Genomic DNA, 6,053 nt, shown 5'->3' on the forward strand with positions numbered 1-6,053 from the left:
CGAAAGCGATCCGTCGAAATCGCGGGCGTCAACGTGCAGGGAAATGAGCGTTTACAGTCTTCCGGAGGCATGGCGCTCTCGTATTCTTGGGAATACAGCAGGGGCAAACTTCAAGATCATTCGCATGAATGAAGCTGGAATTCCATTTGAAAGCCATGCTGATTTTGACGAAGCGGTCCTTGTTATTGAAGGAGAAATGCGGCTTGAGATCGAAGGGCAGCTCATCAGTATGCGCTCTGGCGACTTCTATATCATTCCTGCTGGAAAAGAGCACAGGGTTCTACAGGGAAGTCATAGAACTCTCTTCTTGGTGGATGCCGAATAATCTACCTATACAATTCATCCATAGTCGCAACACTCCTGAATTTTTGACATCCACCACCGCGTGGCCTTGAAAAGCGGCGGCCGTTGTCTCCCCTCCCCTTCGCAAAGGAAGGGCGGCGCGGCCGCTCTGTTATCTATCAGCGACCCGCACGGGGTCGTCGCGAGCAAACCCGCCTAGCTTGAGAACGCTTTCCGGTCAGTTTTCGACAATTCAGCTGATGTTGCGTCGCATCAAAGATGTTGCCCTGCATCAAAATTTACCTATGCTGGTCTTTCAATAGGTCGTCCCTTAGATACGGAGCTAGGCAAATATATGAGTGCCGTCGCCGCATCAAAATCGTTCCGCCCTGATATCGAAGGGCTGCGTGCCCTGGCAGTTTCCGGGGTAATTGCCTACCATTTCGGTCTCACTAGCTTGCCCGGCGGCTTCGTCGGCGTCGATATCTTTTTCGTGATATCAGGATACCTTATTACGAGGCATCTTCAGCAGGAAATAACGAAACACGGCACAGTCAACCTCTGGACTTTCTATGCGCGGCGCGCACGCCGTCTGCTTCCCGCCTCCCTTTTTGTAATTCTGACGACACTTTTGGTAGGCTATTTTATTCTCGCGCCATCCGAACAGCAACTTTACTCCAAGGGAGCGTTGTTCGCCTCGACCTATTTAATCAACTTGTGGCTCATCCGTTGGTCTCTTGATTATTTCGCTGTCGACGCCACGAATAACCCGTTCATTCATTTCTGGTCACTGTCAGTCGAGGAACAGTTCTACCTCGCTTGGCCCGTACTTCTCCTGTTGTTTACACGGATACGCCCCGGCAAGCATGGTGTTTTATTGCTGATGGTCGCGGTAGCCGCTATTTCGTTTGCGCTTTGCGCGTGGTTGACGACCGTTTCACAACCTTGGGCATTTTATTTTTCACCGTTCCGGGCCTGGGAATTTGCCCTTGGAGGCCTTGCCTCGATGGCGCTGTTGGACAACTGGGCCAAGCGCTTCCCGTATTCGCCCGCCATGGGCTGGCTCGGCCTGGCATTGATCGCCGTAACCTATTTGAGAGTATCCGAGCAGTCTGCCTTTCCCGGCTTTATTGCATTGGTGCCTGCGATGGGAACGGTCATGGTGCTTCTCAGCGGTGTGCACCAAGGTCTCAGCGGGCCCAAGGCCATTCTCGCTGTCAAACCCCTTCAGTGGGTGGGGAAACTGTCCTATTCACTCTACCTGTGGCACTGGCCAGTCATCGTCTACGCAACGATGGTGATGCCTGAATTGACAAGTGTTCAGCGCATCCTGCTCCTGGTGCTGACCCTTGCATTGTCTATTTTCAGTTATCACTTCGTTGAAAACCCGATACGCAGGAATGCCTGGCTTATGGCAGGCACGCGCCGTTCTCTCGGCTTCGCGGCGCTGCTTACAATGACGGGTATCACAGCCGCATATGCGAGCGCCACACTCGCAAAACACAATATCAGTCCGCAACAGCAAATGATCGTTGAGACTGCCGAACGCCCCTCCGTGGTGCGCGAAACGGATGGCAGCTGCGTGCTGGATCTTGAAACGGTCAAGCCAAAACCCTGCGTATTCGGCACGCCATCGTCAAACGAGACTGTCGTTCTTTTCGGCGATTCGCATGCCGATCATTGGTCGACACCGCTCGTCGACATAGCGAAGAAGGATAGTATCCGCCTCGTGACATACATGAAAACATCATGCCGGGCGACGCGAATAACAACTCGGGATTCGAGGCTGAGAAGGGATTACACGGAGTGCGATGACTGGAGAGAGCTTGCGATCAAAGAAATTATTGCAATGAAACCACGGATGGTAATCATCTCACAGCTTTCAATGATCCATCTGGCAGACCAAATTGGCGATCCATCCGAGTATCCGGCGCGCAAGAAGGAGTGGGCGCAAGGCATAAGATCAACAATCGAGGCGCTCAGCAATGCCGGCATCAACGTCGTCTTCCTTCGCGATGTTCCCACCCACATGTCCTATGTCGACAAATGCGTGGCGCGCGCGCTCTGGCAGGGAAGAGATCCGTCGATTTGCGATACACCCCGGGCTGCAGCTGCCGATGACGGTGGTGCCCAAATAGAAAAGGGGATCATCTCGAACATCAAGAATGCAAGATATGTCGATTTGACTGATCTTTTCTGCAGCCAGACGCTTTGTCATGCCGTAATCAACGGCAAGTTGACCTTCCGTGATCGTCATCACATCGCGACTCCTTATGCCGAATCTCTGGCTGCACCACTTGAACGCGCGATCTTCAAACAGACGACTGCCCATACTATGAAAGCTCACGCCATCACCGAGAAGAGACCTGAAGGCGGCATAGCTACCCGGCTGCAGTAAGCTCCAGTAGTCTGGGCCAAGCAAAACAACGCTGTTACAATACCGCCCGGCAGCAGCAACTGATCATTTGGAAATGACGAAAAGGCTTGGTTCACGGAACCACCTTATACCAACCCTCATTGACTAGAGCATCGTACGATTAATCGAACCCATATCCTGCAGCTTTGAAATAGTTTCGACATTCGGCGGTGTTGAAAAGATTACAGATGGATCCGAGGGCGTCTGAGAGGGCGTTGAAATTTCGGGCTGCGGCGGTCCTGACCAGCCCCGATCTGACCGGCTGGACCGGGTTGCAAGGGCAGATCGGGGCGGGTGACTTGCTGTCGGCTTTCGCTTTGAGCGTTCATTCGGCCGCCTCGATGCGAAAAACCGCTCTCTGCCGCCGGGCAATGACGTCGGGATGGTTGATGAAATCCGTCCGCCGTCCCGGTTTGCGACTGCTCGGCGTTCTCCGGCGACGGGATAAATGCATCGGCGAATTTGAAAAGGGGTTCATTTCCCGGTGCACCATCTGACCTTATGAAAATCGTATAAATATTACATATATCAGCATTTTATCGTCGTAACTTAAATTCACGATGTAGAAATTAAAACGTCATGAGGGATTGGAGAAGAGGCCTTGTGCCAATCCGGCAGGCCGCATCGAGACACTGATCCTGCTGGCCCCTGTCAACCCGGAGCGGCGTGTGCTAGATCACTTGCAATGGATGCGCCGGCGTGGTGCGGCGTGCCCGCAATCTTCATCAGGCAAGGGCGATCACGATGCGACAACTCAGTGAAGAGGGCCGACGGACCCTGGGAGGGATTGCAGAGCGGTACGGGATCAGCCTCGGCGCGGTAGAGCACCTTCTGATGGCGATTATCGCCGGGCAGGCGACACAGGCCCAGTTCAACCATCCCGATCTGGGTGGGATGGGGCAATGGTCGCAGGGCGGCATGATCATGGTCGGCGACATGTTCAATAATGCGCTGAAGGCGAACGTGGCCGGGATTTGTTCGGAGCTTGCGGCCTTGGTGCGCGGCATGGATTTGCTAGGCCCGCAGACGTCGCACCAGTCCCAATATCAAGGTCAGGGCGGCGGCGTCAGCCTGTTCGTGCCTGGCGCGCTGTCGGCGGCGAACTGGTGGCCCGAGGAGCTCGGGCATCCTGCCTCGACCGGGGCGCAGAATGACCTGCGCTATGCCTTTTTCCCGACAACCCGACGGCTGGCGATCGATATCGGCGGCCTGGTTACGGTCTATGACACGAAGGACCATCGCATTGGCGGGTTCTCGCAACAGCAAAGCGGCGACCAGTCGCTGAGCTTTACCTCTCAGCATGGGCTGGTGAAAATTTCGGAACTGGATGTGGTACGGCAGGGCGACAAGGGACCGGCGCACACGCCGGCTACCGGAACATCCGCCGCCAAGGCTGCGCCGCCGATATTCGCCTCGTCCGCGCCGGCATCCGCTGAGCCGCAACAAGCGGCACGTCCAGCACCGGAGGCGCTTCGGTCGGATGAGGACATCTTCGACAAGATCGAACGCCTCGCGGCATTCCATGCGAAAGGCATTCTCACGGATCAGGAATTCGAGGCCAAGAAGTCGGAGTTGCTCAGCCGACTATAGCATCCGATGAACGGGGCTTGCCACACGGAGGTCAATGGAAGGCTTTTTCTCTGCCCTTCATTCGGAGAAGTAGTACGGCAAGTCCCGACCCAATTCAGACATTAAGGAATCGAGAAATCCGACGTCTCGCCAAATGCGGGCGGCGGCCTTGACCATGCGCCCTAAACTAACCCAGCGGTATACGACCACCGCGGTTTCAAATTTTGTGGCGTGGCGGCCGGAACATGCTAATTTGAGGCTCAGCGACAAGCGGACTGAACTCGACATGGAACGACGACTATTATTCCGGCCTCAATCTAACGCCGGACGCGAGGGAATTTACGTCAACCGTTCGTGCGGAGCTTGAGCGGGAGCTGCTGCTTCTGAACGAAACGATTCCGCAAAACGACAAGGTCCGTCTGCTGTGGCGCGGCGAAAACCGTATCTCGATCACACCGTTCAAGCCTTCGCCAGAGCCCAAGGGGCTCGACGCGATCAAAGGCGAGATCGGCGGGCGCTGGCCGATAACGGGGCTGCTCGACGTGCTGAAGGAGGCTGCACTCGACACCGGTCTGCTGGACGCCTTCGAAACATCGGCGTCGAGGGTTTCTCTGTCGAAGGAGATGCTGGATCGACGGCTTCTGTTGTGCCTCTATGGTCTCGGCACGAATGCTGGGCTCAAGCGGGTCGCCGGCGCGACACCTGATGTCAGCTACGACGAACTGCTGCATGTTCACCGCCGCTTCATCCATGCGCCGGCGCTGAGGGAGGCGTGCGCGCGGGTGGCGAACGCTACGCTGGCGACCCGTAATGCGGCTGTCTGGGGAGACGCGGGTACGGCGTGCGCGTCCGATTCGACAAAGTTCGGAGCATGGGACCGAAATCTCATGACGGAATGGCATGCCCGTTATGGCGGTCGAGGTGTCATGATCTACTGGCATGTCGAGAGACGCGCGACCTGCGTCTATTCGCAGCTCAAGCGGTGCTCGTCCTCGGAGGTCGCCTCCATGATCGAGGGCGTGCTGCGTCATTGCACAGATATGGAAATCCAGCGCCAGTATGTCGACAGTCATGGTCAGAGCGCAGTCGGTTTCGCATTTTGCCGCCTTCTCGGCTTTGAACTCGCGCCGCGCCTGAAGGCGATTGCCCGCCAGAAGCTGGCGATCCCGGAAGCTGCGATGCGTGCGCGATTGCCGAACCTCCTGCCGATCCTTTCCGGAGCAATCAACTGGGAGGAGATCGAGCAGCAATACGATGAAATGGTCAAATACACTGCCGCCACGCAGACGAGAACAGCGGACCCGGAGGCCATTCTGCGCCGTTTCGCCCGTGCCGAAGTGAGGCACCCGACCTACAAGGCGCTGAGCGAGCTCGGCCGTGCGGTCAAGACGATATTCCTGTGCCGCTATCTTCGCCAGGAGGCATTCCGCCGGGAAATCCACGAGGGGCTGAATGTCGTCGAAAACTGGAACAGCGCCAACGGTTTCGTGTTCTTCGGCAAGGGCGGCGAAATTGCCTCCAACCGGATTGACGAGCAAGAAGTCTCCGCCCTCGCGCTGCATTTGCTGCAGGCGTCGCTTGTCTATGTGAACACTCGTATGCTTCAGACCGTGCTGGCGGAACCGAAATGGGCTGGCCGGATGACGCCGGAAGATTATCGAGGTCTCACGCCGCTCATCTACAGCCACGTCAACCCCTACGGCCGGTTCGATCTCGATCTGGACAGCCGGATCGATTTCGGCAGCGTAGCCGCATGAGTTACTGATACAAAATGCTCGTTGCAAAA

Annotated in this window: 3 protein-coding genes and 1 pseudogene; all 4 read left to right on the forward strand. The window is 56.3% G+C overall.

Going from position 1 to position 6,053, the window contains the following annotated elements; genetic code table 11:
• Window positions 1-43: 43 nt before the first annotated feature.
• Window positions 44-325: a cupin domain-containing protein gene (locus ACSQ3F_RS27655; RefSeq protein ID WP_436103360.1), complete on the forward strand. Its 282-nt coding sequence runs from the start codon at window positions 44-46 to the stop codon at window positions 323-325.
• A gap of 312 nt (window positions 326-637) precedes the next feature.
• Complete coding sequence (locus ACSQ3F_RS27660) at window positions 638-2,680, forward strand: acyltransferase family protein (RefSeq protein WP_436103361.1); 2,043 nt, start codon at window positions 638-640, stop codon at window positions 2,678-2,680.
• A gap of 717 nt (window positions 2,681-3,397) precedes the next feature.
• Complete coding sequence (locus ACSQ3F_RS27665) at window positions 3,398-4,288, forward strand: SHOCT domain-containing protein (RefSeq protein WP_436103362.1); 891 nt, start codon at window positions 3,398-3,400, stop codon at window positions 4,286-4,288.
• 272 nt (window positions 4,289-4,560) lie between these two features.
• Window positions 4,561-6,024 (forward strand): annotated as a pseudogene (locus ACSQ3F_RS27670) (Tn3 family transposase); the annotation flags it as partial.
• Window positions 6,025-6,053 lie beyond the last annotated feature (29 nt).

The sequence above is a fragment of the Pararhizobium sp. LjRoot238 genome, from assembly GCF_964252955.1.
Lineage (GTDB): Bacteria > Pseudomonadota > Alphaproteobacteria > Rhizobiales > Rhizobiaceae > Pararhizobium.